This window comes from Lachnoclostridium sp. An169 (assembly GCF_002160525.1).
Taxonomy (GTDB): Bacteria; Bacillota; Clostridia; order Lachnospirales; family Lachnospiraceae; genus Mediterraneibacter; species Mediterraneibacter cottocaccae.
The window spans coordinates 67,714-88,821 of record NZ_NFKT01000004.1; the positions used below are offsets into that span (position 1 = coordinate 67,714).

General features: G+C 50.0%; 15 protein-coding genes, 2 tRNA genes and 1 pseudogene. 15 read left to right on the forward strand and 3 right to left on the reverse strand.

Going from position 1 to position 21,108, the window contains the following annotated elements:
• Nucleotides 1-50: 50 nt before the first annotated feature.
• The 5 genes and pseudogenes from B5F07_RS04450 to B5F07_RS04470 all read left to right on the forward strand — a co-directional run bounded on the left by B5F07_RS04450 (nt 51) and on the right by B5F07_RS04470 (nt 6,314).
• On the forward strand, nt 51-1,505 hold the full coding sequence (locus tag B5F07_RS04450) for a putative DNA modification/repair radical SAM protein (RefSeq protein WP_330397725.1): 1,455 nt from the start codon (nt 51-53) through the stop codon (nt 1,503-1,505).
• Between the two features lie 4 nt (nt 1,506-1,509).
• Nucleotides 1,510-2,289 carry a TIGR03915 family putative DNA repair protein gene (locus B5F07_RS04455; protein WP_087160198.1) on the forward strand — a complete coding sequence of 260 codons (780 nt, stop codon included), beginning with the start codon at nt 1,510-1,512 and terminating at the stop codon, nt 2,287-2,289.
• Nucleotides 2,290-2,386: 97 nt separating this feature from the next.
• On the forward strand, nt 2,387-2,836 hold the full coding sequence (locus B5F07_RS04460) for an NfeD family protein (RefSeq protein ID WP_087160199.1): 450 nt from the start codon (nt 2,387-2,389) through the stop codon (nt 2,834-2,836).
• Nucleotides 2,833-3,759, forward strand: a pseudogene (locus B5F07_RS04465) (SPFH domain-containing protein); the annotation flags it as partial. The gene B5F07_RS04460 and the pseudogene B5F07_RS04465, both read left to right, overlap by 4 nt.
• A gap of 191 nt (nt 3,760-3,950) precedes the next feature.
• Nucleotides 3,951-6,314, forward strand: coding sequence for an ATP-dependent DNA helicase (locus B5F07_RS04470; protein WP_242972431.1), 2,364 nt, complete (start codon nt 3,951-3,953; stop codon nt 6,312-6,314).
• Here B5F07_RS04470 and B5F07_RS04475 read toward each other — a convergent pair.
• Nucleotides 6,290-7,180 carry a LysR family transcriptional regulator gene (locus B5F07_RS04475; protein WP_087160086.1) on the reverse strand — a complete coding sequence of 297 codons (891 nt, stop codon included), beginning with the start codon at nt 7,178-7,180 and terminating at the stop codon, nt 6,290-6,292. The genes B5F07_RS04470 and B5F07_RS04475 overlap by 25 nt on opposite strands.
• Before the next feature lie 62 nt (nt 7,181-7,242).
• Between B5F07_RS04475 and B5F07_RS04480 the strand changes: the two genes are divergently transcribed.
• From B5F07_RS04480 to B5F07_RS04500, 5 genes are all read left to right on the forward strand, one after another.
• Nucleotides 7,243-7,962: a TIGR01906 family membrane protein gene (locus tag B5F07_RS04480; protein ID WP_087160087.1), complete on the forward strand. Its 720-nt coding sequence runs from the start codon at nt 7,243-7,245 to the stop codon at nt 7,960-7,962.
• A gap of 133 nt (nt 7,963-8,095) precedes the next feature.
• Entirely contained in the window at nt 8,096-11,851 is a 3,756-nt protein-coding gene (locus B5F07_RS04485; RefSeq protein WP_087160088.1) for a phosphoribosylformylglycinamidine synthase, read from the forward strand.
• Nucleotides 11,852-11,871: 20 nt separating this feature from the next.
• Nucleotides 11,872-12,117, forward strand: coding sequence for a hypothetical protein (locus B5F07_RS04490; RefSeq protein ID WP_242972432.1), 246 nt, complete (start codon nt 11,872-11,874; stop codon nt 12,115-12,117).
• Between the two features lie 316 nt (nt 12,118-12,433).
• A tRNA-Val gene (locus B5F07_RS04495) sits at nt 12,434-12,506 on the forward strand.
• Nucleotides 12,507-12,524: 18 nt separating this feature from the next.
• Nucleotides 12,525-12,598 (forward strand) — tRNA-Met (locus B5F07_RS04500).
• Nucleotides 12,599-12,703: 105 nt separating this feature from the next.
• Here the strand turns inward: B5F07_RS04500 and B5F07_RS04505 are convergent.
• A complete protein-coding gene (locus tag B5F07_RS04505) occupies nt 12,704-13,366 on the reverse strand; it encodes a helix-turn-helix transcriptional regulator (RefSeq protein ID WP_242972433.1) in 663 nt (220 codons plus the stop codon).
• A gap of 188 nt (nt 13,367-13,554) precedes the next feature.
• Between B5F07_RS04505 and B5F07_RS04510 the strand changes: the two genes are divergently transcribed.
• From B5F07_RS04510 to B5F07_RS04530, 5 genes are all read left to right on the forward strand, one after another.
• A complete protein-coding gene (locus B5F07_RS04510; RefSeq protein WP_162613052.1) occupies nt 13,555-14,748 on the forward strand; it encodes a MalY/PatB family protein in 1,194 nt (397 codons plus the stop codon).
• A 75-nt stretch (nt 14,749-14,823) separates the two neighbouring features.
• On the forward strand, nt 14,824-15,999 hold the full coding sequence (locus B5F07_RS04515) for a MalY/PatB family protein (RefSeq protein WP_087160092.1): 1,176 nt from the start codon (nt 14,824-14,826) through the stop codon (nt 15,997-15,999).
• A gap of 44 nt (nt 16,000-16,043) precedes the next feature.
• Nucleotides 16,044-17,465 carry a Na+/H+ antiporter NhaC family protein gene (locus B5F07_RS04520; RefSeq protein WP_087160093.1) on the forward strand — a complete coding sequence of 474 codons (1,422 nt, stop codon included), beginning with the start codon at nt 16,044-16,046 and terminating at the stop codon, nt 17,463-17,465.
• Between the two features lie 202 nt (nt 17,466-17,667).
• Nucleotides 17,668-18,513, forward strand: a complete 846-nt coding sequence (locus tag B5F07_RS04525) for a MerR family transcriptional regulator (protein WP_087160094.1) — start codon at nt 17,668-17,670, stop codon at nt 18,511-18,513.
• Between the two features lie 101 nt (nt 18,514-18,614).
• A complete protein-coding gene (locus B5F07_RS04530) occupies nt 18,615-19,643 on the forward strand; it encodes a Gfo/Idh/MocA family oxidoreductase (RefSeq protein WP_330397726.1) in 1,029 nt (342 codons plus the stop codon).
• 363 nt (nt 19,644-20,006) lie between these two features.
• Here the strand turns inward: B5F07_RS04530 and B5F07_RS04540 are convergent, their stop codons facing one another.
• A complete protein-coding gene (locus B5F07_RS04540) occupies nt 20,007-21,026 on the reverse strand; it encodes a helix-turn-helix domain-containing protein (protein WP_087160097.1) in 1,020 nt (339 codons plus the stop codon).
• Nucleotides 21,027-21,108: the final 82 nt, after the last annotated feature.

The following is a 21,108-nucleotide window of genomic DNA, read 5'->3' on the forward strand; positions in this document are numbered from 1 at the left end:
CTGTGATAATATGAGAACAGAACATATGTTCGAATTGAGAGGTGAGAGATATGTCTGATGAGATTATGCAGAGGGTTCAGAGCCGGGCGATGGATACCATGAAGAACATAAAGGACAGCATACAGTGTGGAACGAAGCATATTGTACAGACGGGATCGGCGGGGCGGAAGAATGTGTATGAGAAGCTGCGCATCCTGTCTGATGCGGCAAAGTATGATGTGGCGTGTACGTCAAGCGGCGTGGACAGGAAGGGGGACGGCACCGGTATGGGAAACTGCAGCAGCGCCGGGATCTGCCATAGTTTTTCCGCTGACGGGAGATGTATCTCGCTGCTCAAGATCCTTTATACGAATGAGTGTATATTTGACTGCAAATATTGTGTCAACCGTTCGTCCAATGATGTGGAGCGTACTTCCTTCACACCGGAGGAAGTGTGCAGCCTGACCATGGAATTTTACCGGAGAAATTACATCGAAGGACTTTTTCTGAGCTCCGGTATCCTGAAAAGCCCGGACTATACGATGGAACAGATCTATGCGACTCTGTACCGGCTTCGTCATGTCTGTAATTTCCAGGGATACATCCATGTCAAGGCAATTCCGGGCGCGGATCCCCGGCTGATTCAGATGACCGGCTATCTTGCGGACAGGATGAGCGTAAATATGGAGCTTCCCACGGCTGAGAGCCTGCGTCTTTTGGCGCCCCACAAGTCACGGAAGAATATCCTGGCTCCCATGAGGATGGTGCAGGAAAAGACGAAGGAAAACCGGCAGGAGATCACGGTTTACCGGAATGCACCCCGTTTTGTCCCGGCGGGGCAGAGCACACAGATGATTATCGGAGCTACACCCGAGACAGACTATCAGATTCTGAATGTTGCGGAAGCACTTTATAAGAAGTTTGAGTTAAAGAGGGTGTTCTATTCGGCATTTGTCCCGGTCAATGAGGATAAGGCGCTCCCTGCCCTGAAAGAGAGCGGTCCGCCGCTTCTGCGGGAGCACCGTCTGTACCAGGCGGACTGGCTGCTCCGTTTCTATCATTTTGAAGCGGAGGAACTGCTGGACGAGGAGAATCCCAATTTCAATATTTTTCTCGACCCGAAGTGCTGCTGGGCGCTGAAACACCTGGATCAGTTTCCGGTGGAGGTGAACCGGGCGGATCACCGGATGCTCCTGAGAGTTCCGGGAATCGGGTACAAGTCGGCGTCGAGGATAGTGAAGGCAAGGAGAATGGGAAATCTTCGGTTTGAGGATCTGAAGAAGATGGGAGTTGTTCTCAAAAGAGCGCTGTATTTTCTTACCTGCCAGGGAAAGATGATGTATCCGACAAGGATGGATGAGGACTATATCACAAGAAATCTTCTCAATACAAAGGAACGCCTGCCGGAGGGAGCGGACGGAATGACATACCGTCAGATGTCGCTGTTTGATGACATGAATTTTACGATGCAGGCGGGAAATTCCCCGGCGAAAGGGCCGGGGCTTCATGTGGAAAGGATGGGATAAGGCGATGAAGCAGGTCTATATCTGTACGGATACGATGACGGGGCTCGGCTCCGCGCTCTATGACGCCTGGAAGGAGAGCCGGGATAAAGAAGCGGGAATCGAACTGCGGGGAAAAGTACAGCAGCAGCTTTTCTGTGAATATAAGACTGTGGTGGAATGTGAGGACAAAGCGGTTAAGATTGCAGGAATGATCAAACGGCATCTGGGTTACAATGCATACTGGGATATCTGCAATGCACTTCTTTCGGATGACAGTGCCAAGGGAGAGGCGGTGTTTCATGCCATGCAGGAAGCAAGACGGATCCCGGACAGCAGAAAGATCATGGAGCATCTGGGCCATCCGGATGTGGCGAAAGTGTTTGAACTGAGCAGGAGAGTGTCCAACGAGGCGCACAGATACAAAGAATTCATCCGTTTCCGTGAACTGAAAAACGGCGTCCTGTTTTCCGAAATCTCGCCCAGGACCCAGATTCTGACCTGCATTGCAGAGCATTTTTCCAACCGTTTTCCGTTGGAGAACTGGATGATCTGCGATAAGACCCACGGGATCTCTCTTGTCCATCCTGCCCGGGATAAGTGCCGGCTGGTGTGGGGAGTGGAACTGAATCCGGAAGCGGCAGGTGCGGTTTCCGACGCGGAAGAGGCATATGAGACGCTCTGGCGGGTGTTCTTTGAATCCATCTCCATCAAAGAGCGGGAGAATCCCGGGCTGCAGCGGAATATGCTTCCCCTGCGGTACCGGGGAGACATGCCGGAATTTTGGACGGACAGGAGCGAAAGTTAAAAAATTCTGGTTGTATAAAACGTCCGGAGAGATTATGATAGTAATGACACCAGATAAAGCAGTTCAGGATATTCCTGACGGAAAAGAGAGGAGACATATGGAGACAGAAGTATTTGTATGGCTTGGCCTGCTTGTCCTGTTCGTGGCTGTGGAAGTGGCCACCGTAGGGCTTACGTCGATCTGGTTTGCAGGAGGGGCTCTGACGGCGCTGATTATCTCGCTGGCAGGGGCGGGACTGGTCTGGCAGATCGCGGGCTTTTTCATCGTATCATTTCTTCTTCTGGCGTTTACGCGGCCATTTGCGCTGAAGTACATAAATTTCCGCCATGAGAGGACAAACAGCGATGAACTGATCGGCAGGATGGTTAAGGTGACGGAGACTGTGGACAATTATGCACAGACCGGCACAGCCCTGGCAAAGGGACTGGAGTGGACTGCCAGGACGGAGAAGGACGGGGAGAAGATCGAGGCCGGGAGCATGGCTGAGGTCGTCAGAATCTCCGGAGTGAAACTGATTTTGAAGAAGCGTGAGGAGGGAAAGGCATGACATTGGGAATTTTTGTACTGATTGTAATTCTGATTATTATTTTACTGCTGATTGCAAGCAGCATCCGGATTGTTCCCCAGGCGAACGCATTTGTCGTGGAGCGTCTCGGCGGATATCTGGCAACCTGGAATGTGGGGATTCATTTTAAGATCCCGATTCTCGACCGGGTGGCGAGAAGAGTATCCTTGAAAGAGCAGGTTGTGGATTTTGAACCTCAGGCCGTTATCACAAAGGACAATGTTACGATGCAGATTGATACGGTTGTGTTCTATCAGATTACAGATCCGAAGAAGTATGCATACGGAGTGGAGAATCCGATCTCGGCGATAGAGAACCTGACAGCCACAACGCTGCGTAATATCATCGGCGATCTGGAGTTGGATGAGACGCTTACCTCCCGCGAGACTATCAATACCAAGATGCGGACGACACTGGATACTGCCACAGACGAATGGGGAATCAAAGTGAACCGTGTGGAGCTGAAAAATATTATGCCGCCCAAGGCGATCCAGGATGCCATGGAGAAGCAGATGAAAGCGGAGCGTGAGCGAAGAGAAGCGATCCTGCGCGCAGAAGGTGAGAAGAAGTCTACCATTCTTGTCGCAGAAGGAGAGAAACAGTCTGTGATCCTTGAAGCTGAGGCGGAGAAACAGGCGGCGATTCTCCGGGCGGAAGCCGAGAAAGAGAAGCGGATCAAGGAAGCGGAAGGACAGGCAGAGGCAATCCGCACCGTACAGCAGGCAACTGCAGACGGAATCCGGTATATCAAGAATGCAGGTGCAGACAACGCGGTTCTCACTATCAAGAGTCTTGAGGCGTTTGCCAAAGCTGCGGACGGAAGGGCGACAAAGATTATCATTCCTTCCGAGCTGCAGGGCATCGCCGGGCTGACGAAGACCATCGCCGAAGTCGCCCGAATGGATGATTTCGGACCTGAGGCGGAAGAGTGGAGCAGAACAGCCGGCGCAGTGCAGAGGTCCACGGATTCCGGTGTGGGTGAAGGCGCAGAAAAATCCGCTGCAGGTCATTTCGCCGGGGAAAATGTGTCCGGGGACGGTTGGACGGAAGAAACCCGCTTCCGCTTTGAGTCCGGAGAAAAGGACGGGGCTGAGCATTGACAGAGTCTGAGCAGAACAGGACCGTCCGTATCTCCGTGCGGAATCTGGTCGAATTCATCCTCCGGGAAGGGAATATCGACAACCGCATTTCCGGGAGTATGGAGAAGGATGCCATGCAGATGGGCGGCCGGCTGCACCGGAAGATCCAGAGAAGCATGGGATCGGAATATCACGCGGAGGTGCCGCTGAAGATCCAGGTCCCGTGCGGTGATATTACCATACAGCTTGAGGGCAGGGCGGACGGGATCATTATACCGGAACATCTGGCAGAGCCGGATGTGGTGATCGATGAGATCAAGGGTGTTCTGAGAGATCTGGAGCTGATCACTGAACCGGTTGGCGTCCATCTTGCCCAGGCCAAGTGTTATGCGTATATCTATGCACAGCAGCATGATCTGAAGAAAATCGGTGTCCAGATGACTTACTGTAATCTGGACACCGAAGATATTAAGCGGTTCCGTCAGGAATTCACGTTTGATGAGCTGGAAGCATGGTTCGGGGATCTTATCCGCAGATATGAGAAGTGGGCCCGGTTCCAGATCGAATGGCGGGAGATTCGAAATGAGTCGATCCGGGAAACCGTATTTCCCTTTCCGTACCGGGAAGGTCAGAAGGATCTGGCTGCGTCTGTTTACCGCACGATCCTGCGGAAGAAAAAGCTCTTTATCCAGGCGCCGACGGGAGTGGGAAAGACCATTGCCACAGTATTCCCTGCCGTGAAGGCAGTGGGAGAAGGACTGGGGGAAAAGATCTTCTATCTCACAGCCAGGACCATTACCCGTACTGTGGCAGAGCAGGCGTTCCGCGCTATGGCCGGACAGGGGCTTCGGTTTAAGACGGTTACATTGACTGCCAGGGAAAAGATCTGTTTCTGCGAGGAGGCGGACTGCAATCCGGAGGCATGTCCCTATGCGGAAGGACACTATGACCGGGTCAACGATGCGGTGTACGAGATGATTACACAGGGCTTTGAGATCAGCCGGAGCGCCGTGGAGGCGGCGGCAAAGAAGTATCGTGTATGTCCCTTTGAGATGTCCCTTGATATTTCCACATGGGTGGATGCCGTGATCTGTGATTACAACTATGTTTTTGACCCCAATGCACATCTGCGGCGGTTCTTCGGGGAGGGTACTTCCGGTGGATATCTCTTCCTGATTGACGAGGCGCACAACCTGGTGGAACGGGGAAGGGAAATGTACAGTGCAGCTCTCTATAAAGAGGACTTCCTGGAAGTAAAGCGGCTTGTAAAGCCGATGGACGGCAGGCTCGCCAGGAGACTGGATGAGGTGAACCGGCTGTTCCTGGAACTGAAGCGGGAGTGTGAGAACTATCAGATCCTTAACAGTGTCTCCCACATTGCTCTGAAGCTCATGAGTCTCTTTACAGAGATGGAAACTTTTCTGGAGGAATGTACGGATCAGGAAAAGCGGGAGCGGGTACTGGAGCTCTACTTTCAGGTCCGTTCTTTTCTGAGCATCTATGATATACTGGATGAAAATTATGTCATATACAGCGAGATGGAACCGGACGGCAGATTTATGGTGAAGCTGTTCTGTGTGAATCCGGCGGTTAATCTGCAGGCTTACCTGGAACAGGGAAACAGTACGGTATTCTTCTCCGCCACAATGCTGCCGATCCGCTATTATAAGAAACTGCTTTCTGTGGAAGAAGATGACTATGCAGTCTATGCACATTCCTGTTTCCCGAATGACAACCGCTTACTGCTGATCGGAACGGATGTGAGCACCCGCTATACCATGCGGGGACCGGACATGTATGAAAAGATCGCCGTCTATATCCGCAAAACGGCAGAGGCGAGACAGGGAAACTACATCGCCTTCTTTCCATCCTACCGCTTTATGGACGAAGTATGTGAACGCTTTGAACAGATGGGAAATGACGTTGATATGCTCATACAGGGACAGTATATGACAGAGCAGGAGAGAGAGGAGTTCCTGGAGGAGTTTGAGCAGAAAAGGGACAGGAGCCTGGTGGGCTTCTGCGTGATGGGAGGAATCTTCTCCGAGGGGATTGACCTGGCGGACGACAGGCTGATCGGTGCCATTATCGTGGGAACCGGACTGCCCCAGGTCTGCAACGAGCGTGAGATTGTCAAACAGTATTTCGACGGCAGAGGGATGCAGGGATTTGAGTATTCCTATCTCTATCCGGGGATGAATAAGGTGCTCCAGTCAGCAGGACGCGTCATCCGTACGGAAAGCGACAGAGGTGTGATCCTGCTGCTGGACGACCGGTTCCGGCAGCGGCAGTACAGAGAGACATTCCCGCGTGAGTGGGACCGGTGTCAGTACTGTACTGTGCGGACGGTCGGAAGCTATATCGAAGAGTTCTGGAAATAACTCAGGAACTCCTGGGATGCGCGGGAGAGGGGAAGGTGTCCGTTGAAAGCGATGGCAAGCTCCCGTTCCGGGAGGTCCTCCTCTGTTTCCAGGACAAAGATCCCGTCAGTTCTGCCGGCGATGCAGTAATCCGGCACAAAGGCAATGCCAAGGCCGATCCGGGCAAGATCTACCAGAAGGTCATTGCTCGTCAGTTCGATTTCCGGCACAAGATCCAGCTGATGCTGCTGGAACAGGCTGTGGAGAAACTCGTTTGTCGTGCTGTTCCGGTCAAGCATCAGGATCGGATAGCGGACCAGATCTGTAAAAGAAAGCTTCCTGCCCTTCAGTTCGGAGAAAGGCTCTCCGGCGATGAACACGTCCCGGAATTTCCGGATGCGCGTTACGGAGGCGGCGGTTCCAAGGTAATTGTTGGGGTAATTGACGACAACCAGGTCCACCATTCCATTCCGGAGAAGTTCTGCACATTTGACAGAGGTCTGGTTGATGACCTTTATGTGCGCGTTGGGGAACGTCTTGTGGAAACGTTCCAGATAGGGAATCAGAAAATAGCGGCAGATCGTATCACTGGCACCGATGCGGATCTGACCGCCTGTGGAGGCCGCTTCAAGGAGCTGGGCTTCCCCTTTGCGGATCAGGTTCATGGCGGGTTCGATGTGACGCATCAGGATCTCGCCTTCCGGAGTGAGCCGGACCTTCTTTGTACTGCGGATAAAGAGAACCTGATCCAGTTTCTTTTCCAGTGTCTTGATGGACTGGCTGACTGCGGACTGTGAGATGAAAAGCTGTTTGGAGGCTTCCGAGAAATTAAGAGTGGAAGCCACATGATAGAATACTTTGTATAATTCATAATTGATATCAATCATAATTATTAGTCCTCCTGATAAATACTGGTTGTATTATAACATGATGAAAGGGTTGACACAATATGAACAAGCTACACTGGGCGGCGGGAATTGTTTTTTCTGTTGCCCTCATGATTATTCTGCTGATTTCAAGTTTTGAGATTGCCATGTATGCAGACTTTAATGTATATCAGAAGGAATACGAGAAATATGACGTGCTCTCTGACCTCGACATGACGATGGATGATGTGATGCACGTGACCAGAGAGATGATGGCGTACCTGAGAGGCGACAGAGAGGCGCTCTCTGTTACGACCACTGTGGAAGGCGTGGAACAGGACTTCTTTAACGAACAGGACCGCTTTCATATGGGAGAGGTCCGGGATCTGTTTATCGGAGGGCTGAATCTCAGGTGGGGTGCCTGCGCCGCCGCGGTGATCTGTCTTGTCTTTCTGCTTGCGGTGAGGGCGGACTGGAAGCGGATTCTGGCGCGGTCCTGGCAGATTGTGCTGGCTGTTACCGGAGCGTTGGTCGTGCTTCTGGGAATTGCGGTTGCCGTGGACTTCAATGCAGTGTTTGTGGAGTTTCACCATATCTTTTTTGACAATGATCTCTGGCTGTTTGATCCGGCGGAGGACTATATGATCCGTATGCTGCCGGAAGGTCTGTTTGCAGATATGGTAATCCGCATCGGTGTGATCTTCATTATCGGGCTGGCAGTGTGCTTCGCATTAAGTCTTATCCCGGGAAGGCTCTCCGCCGGAAAGAAGAAGAACGGTTCCGGACAGCATACCGGGAACTGAGGGGGAGGTCAGGCGGGAATGCCTGCCAGGAAGATTAGGCATTCTTATCATAAACTTTAATTATATTAATTACACTTATGAGGAAAAGTGTGGTACGATACTCTTAGGAAATTTTGAGCAAAGGAGACAAAATATGAGTAATGTAAAGCGCGTGTACGTGGAGAAGAAGCCCGAGTTTGCCGTTGCTGCGAAGGAACTGCGGCATGAGATCAGACGCTATCTGGGAATCATGGACGTGACCGGTGTCAGAGAACTGATCCGCTATGATGTGGAGAATGTCTCGGACGAGACATTCGAGAAGGCGTGCCGGGGTGTGTTTGCCGAGCCGCCGGTAGATATTCTCTACAGAGAAGAAGTTCCGGCAGGTGAAAATGACCGGGTATTCTCTGTGGAATTCCTTCCGGGACAGTTTGACCAGCGTGCCGATTCTGCAGAACAGTGCATCCGGTTCATAAAGGAAGACGAGGAGCCGGTGATCCGCACCGCCACCACTTATGTTATCGAAGGAAATATATCAGACAGCGAACTTGAGGCGATCAAGGAACACTGCATCAACCCGGTAGATTCCCGGGAGGCTGCGAAAGAGAAGCCGGATACTCTGGTAACGGTTTTTGACGAACCGGAGGATATCAAAGTGTTCGACGGTTTCCAGAACATGGAGGAGCAGCCTCTGAAGGAGCTCTATGATTCTCTGGGCCTTGCCATGACGTTTAAGGATTTCCTCCATATTCAGAATTATTACCGCGGAGAGGAACACAGAGATCCTACCATGACAGAGATCCGGGTTCTGGATACGTACTGGTCCGATCACTGCCGTCATACGACTTTCTCTACGGAGCTTAAGGATGTGAAGTTCGACGAGGGAGATTACAGAGAGCCCATCGAGAACACATACAAAGAGTATCTGAAGGATCACAGTGAGATCTTTGCCGGCAGGGAGGACAAGTTTGTCTGCCTGATGGACCTGGCACTGATGGCAATGCGCAGGCTGAAAAGAGAAGGAAAACTTGCAGATCAGGAAGAGTCTGACGAGATCAATGCCTGCAGTATCGTCGTGCCGATCAAAGTAGACGGAGTGGAAGAGGAGTGGCTGATCAACTTTAAGAATGAGACGCACAACCATCCCACGGAGATCGAGCCGTTTGGAGGCGCGGCAACCTGCCTGGGAGGAGCGATCCGGGATCCGCTCTCCGGGCGTACCTATGTCTACCAGGCCATGCGTGTAACCGGAGCTGCTGACCCGACAGTTTCCGTCAAAGAGACACTGAAAGGAAAACTGCCCCAGAAGAAGCTGGTGCGCGGAGCTGCAAAGGGATACAGCTCCTACGGAAACCAGATCGGTCTGGCTACCGGTCTGGTAAAAGAGATCTACCATCCGGACTATGTAGCGAAGCGTATGGAGATCGGCGCCGTGCTGGGTGCTGCTCCGAGACGCGCGGTGATCCGCGAAAATTCAGATCCGGGAGATATCATCATCCTGCTCGGCGGACGGACCGGGCGTGACGGCTGCGGCGGCGCAACAGGTTCCTCCAAAGTACACACCGAGGAATCTATCGAGACATGCGGTGCAGAGGTGCAGAAAGGAAATCCGCCTACCGAGAGAAAGATCCAGAGGCTGTTCCGCAGAGAGGAAGTCAGCCGTCTGATCAAGAAGTGCAACGACTTCGGAGCGGGCGGTGTGTCCGTGGCTATCGGAGAGCTTGCGCCGGGACTGCGTGTAGAGCTGGACAAAGTGCCGAAGAAGTACGCAGGCCTTGACGGAACGGAGATTGCAATTTCCGAGTCCCAGGAGAGAATGGCAGTTGTCGTTGATCCGAAAGATGCTGCGCAGTTCATGGCATATGCAAAAGAAGAAAACCTTGAGGCGACAGAGGTGGCGGTTGTCACAGAGTCCCCGAGACTGGTTCTCGTATGGAGAGGAAAAGAGATCGTCAATCTTTCACGCGCCTTCCTTGATACAAACGGAGCCCACCAGGAGACCAGCGTGGAAGTGGAGATGCCGGACAGAAAAGACAGTCTGTTCTGCAGAAAAGAAGTGGGCGATGTGAAAGAAAAATGGCTCGATATGCTCAGAGATCTCAATGTATGCTCCCAGAAGGGACTTGTGGAGATGTTCGACGGTTCCATCGGGGCAGGCTCTGTATTCATGCCTCACGGCGGAAAATATCAGATGACAGAGACACAGACCATGGTGGCAAAAGTGCCGGTGCTAAACGGCTCCACGGACAGCGTGTCCATGATGAGCTATGGATTTGACCCGTATCTCTCAAGCTGGAGCCCGTACCACGGAGCTGTATACGCAGTGACCGAGTCTGTGGCAAAGATCGTTGCAGCGGGCGGAGACTATCGGAAGATCCGCTTTACCTTCCAGGAATACTTCCGCCGGATGTCCGAGGATCCGAAGAGATGGAGCCAGCCTTTTGCAGCCCTTCTCGGTGCATATGCGGCACAGATCGGGTTCGGTCTGCCGTCCATCGGCGGAAAGGACAGTATGTCCGGAACTTTCCAGGACATTGACGTACCGCCTACCCTGGTTTCTTTCGCCGTTGACATGGCGCTTGACAAAGACATTATTACGCCGGAGTTCAAGAAAGCGGGAAGCAGGATCGTGTGGCTCCGGATTGAAAGAGATTCCAATGATCTTCCGGTTTATTCCCAGGTTATGGATCAGTACGGAAAGTTTACGGAGGATATCCGCAATGGACGTATTATCTCTGCCTATGCCCTTGACCGCCATGGTGTGATGGCTGCAGTAAGCAAGATGGCATTCGGCAACCGGATGGGAGTAAAGATCGAGCACAGTATGGATCCGAGAGATCTGTTTGCTCCTGCATTCGGCGATATCATTGCCGAGGTGCCGGACGGACAGGTGGGGAATCTTGCCATCAGTTATACGGTCATCGGTGAAGTGACGGATAAGGATGTGTTTGAATACGGTAATACGGTGCTTTCCATTGACGAGGCAGAAAAAGCATGGACATCAACTCTGGAGAGCGTGTTTGCCACGAAATCCGCGGCAGATTCGAAGGAGCCGGTGGAGGAGAAGATTTACCGGACTTCAGATATTCATATCTGCAGCCATAAGATCGGACAGCCTACCGTATTTATCCCGGTATTCCCGGGCACGAACTGCGAGTATGACAGCGCGAAAGCTTTCGAGAGAGCAGGCGCGAAAGTGGTTACAAAGGTATTCCGGAACCTGAATGCAGAAGATATCCGGGAATCTGTGGAGGAGTTTGAGAAAGCCATATCCGGGGCACAGATGATCATGTTCCCGGGCGGATTCAGCGCCGGCGACGAGCCGGACGGATCGGCAAAATTCTTCGCTACTGCATTCCAGAATGCAAAGATCAAAGAGGCAGTGGAGAAGCTCCTGAATGAGCGCGACGGACTTGCACTCGGTATCTGCAACGGATTCCAGGCACTGATCAAACTGGGGCTTGTGCCGTACGGAGAGATTGTGGGACAGAAGGATGATTCTCCGACACTGACCTACAACACCATCGGACGTCATATTTCAAAGATGGTCTATACAAAGGTTGTAACGAACAAATCGCCATGGCTTCAGGAGGCGCAGCCCGGCGGAGTATATACAAATCCGGCTTCCCACGGAGAGGGACGTTTTGTCGCAAGTGAGGAATGGCTGGACAGACTCTTTGCCAACGGGCAGGTTGCGACTCAGTACTGTGATCCGGAAGGTAATATTTCCATGGATGAAGAGTGGAATATCAACGGTTCCTACCGCGCAATCGAGGGAATCACAAGCCCGGACGGAAGAGTGCTGGGCAAGATGGCACACTCCGAGCGCCGGGGAGATTCTGTTGCGATTAATATTTACGGCGAGCAGGATATGAAGATATTCGAGTCCGGAGTGAAGTATTTCAGATAGGAGACAACAGGAGCATCGATATGGCAAGGTTAATGGATTTTACGACAGAGACACCGGACTGCTGCGAGGAAGGCGATTATCTGGAGGTGGAGGAATACGTTCTGCCTACATCATACTGGTATATGATCGAACATGCATACGGGGCGAGCGGAAACTTCAAAAACAGGGAACGCCTGCAGACAAGACGGGGAAAAGTCGTGAAGAAGTGGCATGATGACCGCTTCAAATATATTACTCTGGAATTTGATGAGCCGGAGATCGGATGAGTCGGAGATCGGATGAGTCGGAGATCGGATGAGATGGAGGTCGGATGAGCCGGTATATGAGATGATCCGGAGATTCAGATGGAGCGGATGAATGAATCCGCTCCATAATAATGTGTATTATAATTAATTATACCGGGTAGTTCGATTAGTACTAAATGCTGATAAATCCCGGGAATAAGAGGCTGAAAAAGGGCGAGAGAAAAAAAGAAAGAAAAAATGTAAAAAAATGAAAAAAAGGTGTTGACATTTTTCGCCTCTGATAGTATACTTAACAAGTCGGCTGCGGAAGACAAACTTCCGAGAGACAAAAAGATATGGGGTCTTAGCTCAGCTGGGAGAGCATCTGCCTTACAAGCAGAGGGTCATAGGTTCGAGCCCTATAGGCCCCATATATACCAAATGAATATGGCGGAATAGCTCAGTTGGCTAGAGCACACGGTTCATACCCGTGGTGTCGCTGGTTCAAATCCAGTTTCCGCTACTCAAAAAAGTCCATGATTATGGACTTTTTTCTGTATATAATCCCGTATATATTAGAAATTTATCTAATTATCTATTAGTCACCTCCCTTTCACTGAAAAAAACACTATTTCTCATCTTCATTTGTAATGTTGCGCAGATGCATATAAACAGTATTTTTCGAAATTCCCAGGGCATCGGCAACCTGCGGAATGGCATTCTTGATTTGAAAAACCCCGCGCTCATGGAGCAGGCGGATCAGCTCCTTATTTTTATTTACCGGGGCGATACTGTTATTGTACATGATCTGATTGCGGGCATCATTAATCAATCGATGGATGCTGTCTGACGTATCTTTGGCAAAATATTCCTGCTGAGGTTCCCCTCCGTTTGTATCTGTGAGTGTTTCCAGGATTTCCGAAAGCGGAGAATCCAGATACATATTAATGCATAAAATTCCTATAATGCGCCGGTTTTCCCCGAAAATCGGGATTGTGGAAGACTTCAGACGCTCTCCCATAGAGTTGACGGCATTGTAAGAAATATAAGTGTTTGCAGAGGAAAGGCCCTGATCGCTAATCCTTTTCAGCATGTTTAAGGCAAGATCTGTAAGGGGAGCTCCCGCAGTACGTCCGGAGTGATATCCGTTCATTATTTTGATGACAGAATGATCAAGATCTTCCAGACTGTGCAGACTGATTTCATAGACAGTGCCGAGGTAGGCGGAGAGATATTCCACCATCTGTGAGTATGAATCAAGAATTAATCTGTCGGTTTTCGTTAATTTCATATTGTCCTCCATCCAATTAAACTATCTGTATCTTAGCATAGCAAAATGACTTTTACAATGAAATAAACAGGGGATTTCGAATGAATTATTTCATATTGACATTAATATATTTCAGTTTATATAATGTTTACAAAAGTGCACAGGGAGCAGGGGGAAGAAGAGCAGGAAAACGAAAAAAGGAGGCAGCTATGGTGGATCAGAGATTGGAAATTGCGGATGATAAGGGCCTGTTTCGTCTGAAATGGGAATACGAAAAAGAGCAGAAACCATGGGATGACCTTCTTTGTTTCGGAACCGCCGATATGGATTACCGTTCTCCCCAGCCGATTCTGGATGCTCTCGAAAGGGTAATTCAGAGGGGGCATCTGGGCTATCCGATGATTCCGGATGCTTATTATGAAGCAATTCAGAACTGGCTGTTAAGGACAAACGCATGGGAGATTGATGCACGCAGCAGTGTACTGCAGAATGCAGGAATCTATATGGCCGCCTGGACAGCGCTCAATATTCTGACAGCACCGGGAGATGCAGTGGCGATCTTAACCCCGGTCCATTTTTGTTTCAGAGAAATACTGACGTTGAACAGACGCAGGGTTATGGAGTGCCCTCTGATTCTGGAGGAAGACGGTTACAGAATCGATTTTGGTGCTCTGGAAGCGTGTCTGGCAGCCGGGTCAAAAGTTCTCTGGATATGCAACCCGCATAATCCGGTAGGAAGAGCATGGAAGAAAGAGGAGCTGCAGAAAATCGCAGATCTCTGTCTCAGATACCAGGCGTGGATCCTCTCAGATGATGTGTACTGCGGGCTGATCTTTCCGGAGGGCAGGTACACGGCGATTGCATCATTATCCAGGGAAATATCATATCGGACAATTACATTGTACTCGACAAGTAAAACTTATAATACTGCAGCTTTACGCCATGCTTTTATCGTTGCCGAAAATCCGGAAATCTACAAACAGTACCGGGAAGCGCTGAATGCGATGAGCATGGAATACGGACAGAATCTGATGGGAATTGTGGCAACAATCGCGGCTTTTAATGAATGTGATGCCTGGCTTGACAGGCTGAGAAAAGAAATCGCGGAAAATCACAGATTCCTGACACAGTATTTTGAGTCACAGATCCCGGGGAGATGCAGAGTGATGAAAAGTGATGCGTCCTATTTTGCCTGGATCGACCTGAGAAAACTGAGAATCCGTCCTCAGACGCTCAGTTATCAGATCGAACAGGAGGCACACATGATTGTGGAAAACGGATATCCGCTGGGCAGAGGCGGCGCAGGATTTATACGGATGAATCTGGCGACGTCCCGGGCAAATATAGAAGAGGGGGCAAAAAGACTTAAAAAGTTCTGTGAAAGGAGGGATTCGAGAATATAGAGTAAGTTTTATCAGAAGGAAAAATTGTGACAGAATGAGAAAAAGGAGAAGATCCGGAAAAGGAGAAGCAATGGAATGAAGTATGAATTTGACAGGACCTTAGATCATCGGAAAAATTATTCTTATCGATGGGGAATGCCGGGAATGCCGGAAGATGTAATCGGGATGGGAACGGCAGATCTTGACTTTACGTGTGCGCCGTGTATCCGCGAAGCGCTGGTTCCCATAGCCACGGAGAACTGTTATAACTACAGGCAGCATACACCGGAGTACTATGATGCAGTTGTAGGCTGGTATAAGAAAAATTATAACCTTCAGATTGAACCCGAGTGGCTGAGCAATGTTCCGAGTACGATAGGAGCGGTCAGGATGGCGTTGGGAATTTATGCAAAGCCTGGCGATGCAGTCATCGTGCAGACACCGGTTTTCAGTCCCCTTCGCTGGGCGGTTGAGGGAGCGGATCAGACATTGATCAGCAATCCTATGAAACCGGTCAATGGACACTATGAGATTGATTTCGATGATTTTGAAGAGAAAATCAGGAAGTATCATCCGTCTTTATATCTGCTTGTAAATCCGCACAATCCGACCGGACGCGTGTTTACAAAAGAAGAATTAGAACGTTTGGTAGAGATTTGTTATCGATATAATGTCAGGATTGTTTCCGATGAGGTACATTGCCTGATTTTATATGGAGACAACAGACATATCCCCATCCTTGCCGTAAATCAGAAGGCACAGGAGATCAGTGTTCAGATTGTAAGTCTCAGCAAAGGCTATAATATCATGAGCCTTCCGCATGCGATCATCACGGTGGCGGATCCGCAGATGCGCCAGGCGTGGATGCGTCAGATCCAGGCCTATTCGTTTGGATATGCGGTGAACAGTTTTGCGATTGCTGCCGTTACCTCTATTATGAAAGGGGAAGCCGATGAGTGGATGCAGGAACTGACCGGTTATCTTTACAACAACCTGCAGGAGATTCTGAAGTACATCAGGGATAATAATCTCCCTCTGGTTCCGTATGTTCCTGAGGGAAGTTTTCTGTTGTGGCTGGACTGCAGCAAAGCCGGAATAGGAACGGAGAATCTGGGACGGTTTTTTATGGAAAAGGCGCATATCGATCTGGATGACGGAGAAGAGAACTTCGGGTCTGAAGGCAAAGGCTATATCCGGATAAATTTCGCTGTTACGAATAAAGTTCTGAAGGAGGCACTGGAAAGGATACGTGCTGCTCTCAGTGAAGTTTAGACATTGTTGATTGAGTCAGAGGTTGAATCAGAGGAGGACTAAAGATGACCGAAAACAAGAAAATGACACTGAAGGAAATGACAGTTGGGCGTGCTTTGGTTGGTTTTTTTGCACCCATCCTGTTACTTATCATATTGATTGCGTTGGGTGCTGACGTTACGATAGGAGCACTGGGCGCGCTGTTTCTGATGCTTATATTCTGTTACTATATGGGATACAAGTGGGATGTTATAGATTCGGCAATGGCCGAAGGTGTCCGCCAGATCGCGACGGCTACGATGATTATGCTTCTCGTGGGCTGTCTGGTGGCAGTGTGGATGGCTTCCGGTACGATACCGTCTCTGCTTTATTACGGAATGAAGATTATTACCCCGAACCTTTTCCTGCCGATCTGTCTGATCCTTCCTGCGTTTATGGCAGTATGTACGGGTACAAGCTGGGGATCGATCAGTACGATCGGTGTAGTTCTCTGCGGGATGGCAGAAGGACTGGGTATCCCGGTTCCTCTGGCAGCAGGCGCTGTGATATCCGGCGCATTTTTCGGAGACAAGATGAGCCCTCTGTCAGATACAACTCTGCTGGCTTCATCATCCTGTGAAGTACCCCTTTTTACTCATATCAGATCCATGTGGTACACAACGGTTCCGGCTACTGTGATATGTCTTGTCATCTACACGGTACTCGGCCTGAATGCCTCGGGAAATATTGATTCGTCTGCAGTCAATGAGATTTCAAACGGACTTACAGCGAATTTTAACATCAGTCCGGTTCATATTATTCCGGTACTGATTGTACTTGTCCTCTCGGTAATGCAGGTGCCGGCTTTCCTGACATTTGGTATCGGAATCGGAACCGGTATTATCTGGTCCATGATTTTCCAGGGAAGGGGATTTATGGAGGATCTCGACTATGTTCTGAATGGTTTCTCTATTGACAGCGGTGTGGAGGCAGTAGATACTCTTGTAAACAGAGGCGGCTTTTCCAGTATGCTTTCTCTGGTGGGAATCCTGCTTGTCCTGGGAATGCTCAGTGGTCTGTTCTCCGAGACAAATGTGTTAAATGTTCTTGTGAACAGACTTTCCCAGAAGTTAAATACACCAAGAACTATTTTATTTGGTGTCTGGATTTCAAGTTTAATTATCTGTCTTATTGGCGGACAGTATCCTGCAATTGCGATCCCGGCAGTTGCTTTTAAGGATGTCTGCGATGATATGGATATCAACCGTGCTGTTCTATCACGTACACTGGAAGATGTGGGAACCATGGTTGCAGCGATTGTTCCGTGGAGCGCATGGGTTATCGGATATGGAGTGGTTCTCGGAGGAATCAGTGTGATGGATTTTATCCCGTTTACTTTTCTCCCCATGCTCTGTCCGATTATCGGGCTGATCAACAACTCGGTTGGTATCGGGCTCTATCATTCGAAGGATGAGGTGAGATACCGCCCCCTCTGGCGCAGAAAATAAGTTTATCAAATATTTTTTGTTTACTCGGATAAAAATTATATGGACAATGCCGGGAGTTTCCTATATGCTTTAATTGCAGAGGCTCACCGGAGTCTTACCAGGCTCCGGTGAGCCGCGATATGTTTATCAGACAGGACTGTTACAATACAGGAATAAACAAATAGCTCTCCTCTGTGGGTGAGAGTTTCGGGAGATGACACGAATGCATAAAGGACTGCTTTCCATAGGGAAAATGGCTGCGCTGAACCGGATTTCCGTTTCAACCCTGAGGCTCTATGATGAAAAGGGACTGCTTAAACCATGTTATACTGATCCGCAGACCGGCTACCGGTATTATGACATCAATCAGAATGCGCGTCTGGACATGATTGTATATATGAAAGAGCTGGGAATGAGTCTGGCGGAGATCGCCGAGATACTGCAAAAGGAGGACATTTCTCTGATTGAGGAAATTCTTTCAAGGAAGAATGAACAGCTCCATCAGCAGCTGCGTCAGCTGAAAGACAGACACGATGCGGTAGAACGGGCGATTATGTCCATTGAGAGATACCGGAAGTCGCCGGATACAGGGACATTTTCTCTGGAATATATTGACCGCCGCTATATATGGGGTGTCCCCTGCCGGCATAACTTTTATCAGGACGATATTCACAGCTATGAAGACCTGCTCCGGGATCTGAGAAGAAAGCTTGAAAGGGAGGGGGTTACCCAGATTCATTCATACAATATCGGCACCTCCATCACACAGGAAGACTTTGAAAAGGAACAGTTCAGGGCAGGGAGGATCTTTATCTTTACCGGCCGCAGAGAACTGTCCGGCGGAGAAAACGCGGATGTGGTGGAGAGCGGGATGTATGCCTGCGTCTATCTGGACAACTATGATGATGAAATCACTTTCGCGCGCCGTCTTCTGAACTTCTGCCGGGACAACGGCTATACGGTATCCGGAGATTATATCTGTGAGGTCATGACAGGTTTTCAGGTATTTGACAATGATCCGCGCAGCATGTTTCTGCGCCTGCAGGTTCCTGTAAGTTTCCGGAAATAGAATGACAGAAATTTCACAAAATCTCTTGACTCTCAAGCGGCATGAGGGTTTAAGGTTTATTCAGAAACAATAATCATCAATAACAGTCAGGAGGTTTTGTGATGGAAAAGATCAAAGTTGTTCAGTATGGATGCGGGAAAATGGCGAAATATACGCTGCGTTACCTGCATGAGCACGGCGCGCAGATCGTAGGAGCGATTGATGTGAATCCCGATGTTGTCGGAATGGATGTGGGGGATTACGCCGGACTGGGGATCAAAACCGGAGTATGTATTTCCAGTGATGCCGACAAGGTTCTTGACGAGTGTGATGCCGATGTGGCAGTGGTAACTCTGTTCAGTTTTATCGGGGATATTTACGAGCATGTAGAGAAATGTGTTTCCCGCGGAATCAATGTGATAACTACCTGTGAGGAAGCGATCTATCCCTGGACGACTGCTGCGGCTGAGATCAACCGTCTGGACGCTCTTGCGAAAGAGCACGGCTGTACAATAACAGGCTCCGGTATGCAGGATATTTTCTGGATCAACATGGTAGCCATGGTGGCGTCCGGATGCAACCAGATCAAAAAGATCAAAGGGGCATACAGCTATAATGTGGAGGACTACGGACTGGCTCTGGCAGAAGCCCACGGCTGTGACCTGACAGCAGAGGAATTTGAAGCCCAGATCGCCCATCCGGCTGAGTTCGAGCCGTCCTACGCATGGAATGCAAGTGAGGCGATCTGCAGTAAGCTGGGTCTCACTGTCAAGTCTATTACACAGAGACATGTGCCGTATATAGTAGATCACGACGTCTACAGTGCTACACTGGGAAAGACCATTGAGGCGGGCAGATGCATCGGTATGTCGGCGGTAGTGACTATTGAGACTCTGCAGGGGATTACCATCGAGGAGGAAACAATCGGCAAGGTTTACGGACCGGAAGATGGAGATCAGTGCGACTGGTGGATCACCGGTGAACCCGATACGGAATTCCATGTAGTGAAACCTGCAACAGTAGAGCATACCTGTGCAACGATTGTCAACAGGATTCCGTCCCTGCTGATCGCTCAGCCCGGTTATGTAACCTGTGACCAGCTGGAGCCTCACAGCTATCTCACTTATCCGATGGAATACTATGTAGTCTGAGACAGCCGGCTGAATAAAACAGAACCCCGGCAGAATCTGATAAAAACGGAATCAGACAGCAGGAGAAGGACCGCGGCTTATTGAAGCCGGAGGTCCTTCTTTTACTGTCTGGTTTTAATTCTGGTATTGCGAATGCAGTGATGGAGGCAGCGAGTGAGGTCATGAATGTGACTGCCCGGGCGCTTATAATTCCAGGGGCTGCGCCTGGTACAGAAGGGAATACGGGTCCTGTTTTAACGAATACAGTTGGAAATACGGTCCGGGAGAGTTGCGCCGGTCATGCAGAAAGTATGGAGCCGGAGAAAGTCGTGCCGGGAGGGATAAGGCACCTTTGCGCCTTGGGCGGAATCTCTGCCGGCAGCGTCACAGCGTTTTCAAAAATTCCCGGATCTGTTCCGGGGTAAGCATAGAATAAACGCTGTGCTGAAATGAAGCAGCTATTTCAAGTTCACCATAGCTGCTTGATTCAAAATCATACGCTCCGGCAAAAGCATCAGCGATCCGGTCCAGGAGGCATTCTTCTTTCAGCTTTTCTTTTAACATCATACAGCAGGCATGGATGTTGTTGTAATAGCGCTGGTAGTCGGGATGAAATTCGGTCATCCAGTGGCTTGCGCTGTAGGCAAATGTGGTGGAAGGACGGATGACCGGGCAGTACAGAAGCTTCCACTGTTCCTGCTGGACGGGATCTGAGCAGAAGCGTTCCAGAGACTGTTCCATTTCTTCCACAAATCTGGAATAGCCGCAGGGTTCCAGTGCGATAATCTCTCTGGCGCGGATAAACTGTGTTACGCTTGCCTCATCCAGCTGTTCCGGAGGAAGAAACTGGAGATAACGCGCCATTGCTTTCAGGTCAGTGTGGATGTGCGCCGCGGTATCCTGCATAATCTTCTGCCAGAGAAACTGGCGGTAGTCTGTCATGGGGCCGTCCAGATATGCCTGCCACAGATAACGCGCGATCAGACGGGCATCCCGGGATTCAAACTGCGGCTGGCAGCGGGAAAGATCGGGCTGGAATCTGGCGGAGGAAAGCCGGTCCGCAATTTCACTTAATGAGCGGCAGACCGGAAGATCCGCAGTGATCCGGTCCAGTTCTTCCATAACCGTCTCTGCCGAAAGAAGTTCTGTCTGAAGCCGGTTCAGCCGTTTGTGCAGATAATAGGGAGCTGTGCGGGGGTTTGTAAGGATGGCGCGGATATCCGCAAGTGGAACCCCGCATTCTCTCAGACACCGGATGATATTCAGACGTGTGATGTCCTCTTCTGAAAAAATATGATAGCCGTTGTCGGGATTGACCGGAGGGGAGAGCAGTTGGCGGCTGATATAGAAATAGATAGTTCGTTTCTGGAGTCCGGTTTTTCTGACAGCATCACGGATAGTCATAGAAGGGGCCCTCCTTTTTTTCTAAGTGTTCACCTGGTGTAGGCTTTTTTTTATTATAAACAGTCCTGTTAAAAAAATCCAT

Coding starts and splice junctions, on each gene's coding strand:
- B5F07_RS04475 (WP_087160086.1), bottom strand. CDS start 7,180: ATGATTGATATCAATTATGAATTATACAAAGTATTCTATCATGTGGCT.
- B5F07_RS04505 (WP_242972433.1), bottom strand. CDS start 13,366: ATGAAATTAACGAAAACCGACAGATTAATTCTTGATTCATACTCACAG.
- B5F07_RS04515 (WP_087160092.1), top strand. CDS start 14,824: ATGAAGTATGAATTTGACAGGACCTTAGATCATCGGAAAAATTATTCT.
- B5F07_RS04530 (WP_330397726.1), top strand. CDS start 18,615: ATGGAAAAGATCAAAGTTGTTCAGTATGGATGCGGGAAAATGGCGAAA.
- B5F07_RS04485 (WP_087160088.1), top strand. CDS start 8,096: ATGAGTAATGTAAAGCGCGTGTACGTGGAGAAGAAGCCCGAGTTTGCC.
- B5F07_RS04480 (WP_087160087.1), top strand. CDS start 7,243: ATGAACAAGCTACACTGGGCGGCGGGAATTGTTTTTTCTGTTGCCCTC.
- B5F07_RS04540 (WP_087160097.1), bottom strand. CDS start 21,026: ATGACTATCCGTGATGCTGTCAGAAAAACCGGACTCCAGAAACGAACT.
- B5F07_RS04460 (WP_087160199.1), top strand. CDS start 2,387: ATGGAGACAGAAGTATTTGTATGGCTTGGCCTGCTTGTCCTGTTCGTG.
- B5F07_RS04450 (WP_330397725.1), top strand. CDS start 51: ATGTCTGATGAGATTATGCAGAGGGTTCAGAGCCGGGCGATGGATACC.
- B5F07_RS04520 (WP_087160093.1), top strand. CDS start 16,044: ATGACCGAAAACAAGAAAATGACACTGAAGGAAATGACAGTTGGGCGT.
- B5F07_RS04490 (WP_242972432.1), top strand. CDS start 11,872: ATGGCAAGGTTAATGGATTTTACGACAGAGACACCGGACTGCTGCGAG.
- B5F07_RS04455 (WP_087160198.1), top strand. CDS start 1,510: ATGAAGCAGGTCTATATCTGTACGGATACGATGACGGGGCTCGGCTCC.
- B5F07_RS04510 (WP_162613052.1), top strand. CDS start 13,555: ATGGTGGATCAGAGATTGGAAATTGCGGATGATAAGGGCCTGTTTCGT.
- B5F07_RS04525 (WP_087160094.1), top strand. CDS start 17,668: ATGCATAAAGGACTGCTTTCCATAGGGAAAATGGCTGCGCTGAACCGG.